Consider the following 3661-nt stretch of genomic DNA (forward strand, 5'->3'; position numbering starts at 1 on the left):
TGCCGGCCCTCGTGGGCGAGGAGCAGGGTCTCGGCGGCCTCGATGTCGTAGCACCGCTCGACGCGGACGCCGGCGGCGAGGAGGCGGGGGTGGACGGCGTGGGTGTCGCGCCAGACCCAGCGGGTGACCTCCGGTCGGGAGCGGACGGCCTCGGTCAGGTCGGGCTCGTGGGTGACGGGGGACGTGGGCAGGCCGTCCTTGCCCAGCGGCACGACGTCGGCTCCGCCGTGCTCGGTGGGGGTCAGCGCCCAGCGTTCGTTCACGTTTGCGAGTGTCACATTCGGCACTGACATCGGGGCGCTGCGACGTGGCTGACGTCTCGGGGCTCCGCCCCGGACCCCGCTCCTCAATCGCCGGAGGGGCTTGATGGGGGTCGGCTTGGTGGGGCTAGCTGTCGCCGCCCTCGTCGATCAGGCGGCGGACCTCGCGGTCGATCAGGCCCAGTCTTGCCTCCGCCACCAGTGGTACCGCCCTGCGCTGGCGGCGGGCCTCGTGGACGTCCAGGTCGACCGTCACCAGGGCCGGCTCCCACTGGGGGGCCTGGGCCACCACCGTTCCGCGCGGGTCCACCACCCGGGAGCCGCCCCAGAACGAGGCGCCGTTCTCGTTGCCGACGCGGTTCACGAAGACCACCCAGCACTGCAGCATCTTCGCCGTGTACGCGAGCAGCGTGTCCCAGTACAGGCCCGTGTCCATGGCCTCGGGGTCCAGCGTCGCCGCGCTGTTCGCGGGGACGAAGAGGACCTCCGCGCCGTCCTGCACCGCCAGCCACGGGAGGACCGGCTGCCACGCGTCGTTGCAGACGAGCGTGGCGGCGCGACCGTGGCCGCGGGGCAGGTCGTACGCGCGCAGGTGCTGGCCGGGGCTGACGTGCTTGCGTTCCTCCCAGGCCAGGTAGTTCGGCAGGTACAGCTTGCGGTGGGCGTGCAGCAGGGTGCCGCCCGAGTAGTGGGCCGAGGTGTTGAAGGCGCGCAGGCCGGTGTGCTCGTGGAAGCCGACCAGCACGTCGGGGCCACCGGCGGGGGCGAGGCCGAGGAGTCGCGGGTCGTCCGCCGCGATCGACGTGTCCGACGTCAGGGCGCCGAGGTGGTAGCCGTGCAGGCTCAGCTCGGGGAAGACGACGAGGTCGGCGCCCTGGTCCGCGGCCCGGGCGAGCTGGGCGCGGGCCGTCTCCAGATTGGCGTCGACGTCGCCGAGCACGCAGTCCGTCTGGGCAAGAGCCACTCTCATGTCCTGAGCCTCATGTCCTGAGCCTCGCAGCCTCCGCGGGACCCGGCATCCGGAGCGCCTCCCCGTCGGCCAACATTCCGGCCACGTCGGCCGCCCCGGGCCGTGTCGTCGTGGAGCGCGCAGGCGGCGCTGTTTCACTCGCGGCATGACCACACGCCGCGCCTTACTCACCGCCACCGCCGCCACCACTGTCACCGCCGTCACCACGGTCGCCCTCGGAACCGGCACCGCGCACGCCACCGACCGGGTGGCCCGCCGCCTCGCCGCCCTGGAGCGCGAACACGGCGCCCGGCTGGGCGTGTTCGGGCACGACGTCCGCACCGGCCGCACCGTCACCCACCGTGCCGACGAACACTTCCCCCTCTGCTCCACCTTCAAGACGCTCGCGGTCGCCGCCGTGCTGCGCGACCTCGACCGGCACGGCGAGTTCCTGGCCCGCCGCGTCCACTACACGCAGGCCGACATCGACCGGGCCGGCGGCGCACCCGTCACCGGGAAGCCGGAGAACCTCGCCCACGGCATGACCGTCGCCGAACTGTGCGGCGCCGCCGTCTCGTTCAGCGACAACACCGCCGCCAACCTGCTGCTGCGCGACCTCGGCGGCCCCACCGCCGTCACCCGCTTCGCGCGCTCCGCCGGGGACCGGGTGACCCGCCTCGACCGCTGGGAACCCGAACTGAACTCGGCCGAGCCGGGCCGCCGCACGGACACGACGACGCCGCGCGCCGTCGGGACCACGTACGGCCACCTCGTCCTGGGCCGCGCGCTCGCTCCCGAGGACCGCGACCGGCTCACGCGGTGGCTGCTCGCCAACACCACCAGCGACGAACGCTTCCGCGCCGGACTGCCCGCCGACTGGGTGCTCGGCGACAAGACCGGCACCGGCTCGTACGGCACCGCGAACGACGTCGGCGTCGCCTGGACCCCGGACGGCGCGCCCGTCGTCCTCTCCGTCCTCACCACGAAGCCCGCGCAGGACGCGACGCCGGACGATCAACTTGTCGCGCGTGCGGCGGAGTTGGTGGCGGGCGCGCTGGGCTAGACGTCGTCGAGCGGGCTCACCACCGGCTCGCTCACGTGCTGGAAGATGATCGAGCTGCGGAACGTGACGACCTCGCGGCGCGGGCTGAAGCGGTCCATCAGCATGCTGTGGAGCTGCTCCACGTCCTGCACGGCCACGTGGGCGACGAGGTCGTCGCCGCCCGCGACGACGTACACGCTCAGCACCTCCGGCAGCCCGGCGACGTAACTCTTGATGCTCTCGATGACCTCCCGGCTGAGCGGGCGGATCTGGAGGAAGACCAGGGCCTGTACGCGGCGGTTGAGGGCGGCCAGGTCGACCGTCGCGTGGTAGCCGGTGAGCACGCCCCGGTTGCGCAGGGCCCGCACCCGCTCCAGACAGGTCGACGGGGCGATGCCGAGGGCGCGGGCGAGGTCCCGGTTGGTGATCCGCGCATCGCGCTGCAGATGCTCCAGGATCGCCGAATCTATGTCGTCCATGGCCGCCATTGTGCCGCCCGCACCGAATCTCGTGCGGTGACTCGGTCGATCTCCGTTCGTCCGTCCTACGTTCGCGTCGTCACGGCGAACCATGGGCGGAGGAACGGGAGATGGACCGAGAACACGAGAGGGATCGGGAGCCGGGGGGCGGACGTGGGCTGGGAGTGGTCACGGGTGCCGCGCTGTGCGTGGGGGCCGTGCTCGGTCCCGGTGCGCTGACGCTCGCGTCGACGGCGGCGGCCACGGCCGGGCCCGCGTCCGTGCTCGCCTGGGCGGTGCTCGTCGCGGTGAGCCTGCCGGTGGCGCTGGTGTTCGCGGCGCTCGGGGCGCGGCGGCCGGACAGCGGCGGGGTCGCGGCGTTCGTCCGGGAGGCGTTCGGGGCGCGGGCGGCGGCGCCGGTCGGCTGGTGGTTCTACTGGGCCGTGCCGCTGGGCGTACCGGCCGCCGCGCTCATCGGCGGCGAGTACGTCGCCGCGGCGGCGGGCTGGGGGCGCGGGCCGGCGGCCGCCGTGGGGCTCGCCGTCCTCGCGGTCGCGTACGCGGCGAACCTGGTGGGGCTGCGGCTGTCGGGCCGGTTGCAGCTGGTGCTGGTCGGGCTGCTGGCCGTGCTGCTCGCGACGACCGTGGCGCTGAGCGGGTCCGGGGTGCGGGCGGCGCGGTTCACGCCGTTCGCGCCGCACGGGTGGGGGGCCGTCGGTACGGCGGCCGGGGTGCTGTTCTTCGCGTTCGCCGGGTGGGAGGCGGTCAGCCACCTCTCCGACGGGTTCCGGGACCCGGCCCGCGATCTGCCGCGGGCCACGCGGTGGGCGTGGGGTGTCGTGGCCGTCCTCTACCTCGGGCTCGCGGTCGTCACGATCGGGGTGCTCGGTGGGGTGGCGGGGCGTACGTCGACGCCGCTGACGCTGCTCCTGGAGCGTGAACTGGGCTCCGC

4 protein-coding genes and 1 pseudogene are annotated in these 3661 nt (G+C 74.1%); 2 read left to right on the plus strand and 3 right to left on the minus strand.

What is annotated here, in order from left to right; translation table 11 throughout:
- Positions 1-263: pseudogene (locus tag M4J07_RS47025) on the minus strand (bifunctional 3'-5' exonuclease/DNA polymerase); the annotation flags it as partial.
- Positions 264-387: 124 nt separating this feature from the next.
- Entirely contained in the window at positions 388-1230 is an 843-nt protein-coding gene (locus tag M4J07_RS47030) for a nitrilase-related carbon-nitrogen hydrolase (RefSeq protein ID WP_255983414.1), read from the minus strand.
- Positions 1231-1375: 145 nt separating this feature from the next.
- Between M4J07_RS47030 and bla the strand changes: the two genes are divergently transcribed.
- Complete coding sequence (gene bla / locus M4J07_RS47035; RefSeq protein ID WP_255983416.1) at positions 1376-2272, plus strand: class A beta-lactamase; 897 nt, start codon at positions 1376-1378, stop codon at positions 2270-2272.
- Here the strand turns inward: bla and M4J07_RS47040 are convergent.
- Positions 2269-2730, minus strand: a complete 462-nt coding sequence (locus M4J07_RS47040) for an Lrp/AsnC family transcriptional regulator (protein ID WP_255983418.1) — start codon at positions 2728-2730, stop codon at positions 2269-2271. The two genes, bla and M4J07_RS47040, sit on opposite strands and share 4 nt — an antisense overlap.
- A gap of 110 nt (positions 2731-2840) precedes the next feature.
- Here M4J07_RS47040 and M4J07_RS47045 point away from each other — a divergent pair.
- Positions 2841-3661, plus strand: an 821-nt coding sequence (locus tag M4J07_RS47045; protein ID WP_255983420.1) for an APC family permease, incomplete at its 3' end; no start/stop codon positions are given.

Origin of the sequence: Streptomyces longispororuber, assembly GCF_024448165.1 — a bacterium.
Taxonomy (GTDB): Bacteria; Actinomycetota; Actinomycetes; order Streptomycetales; family Streptomycetaceae; genus Streptomyces; species Streptomyces longispororuber_A.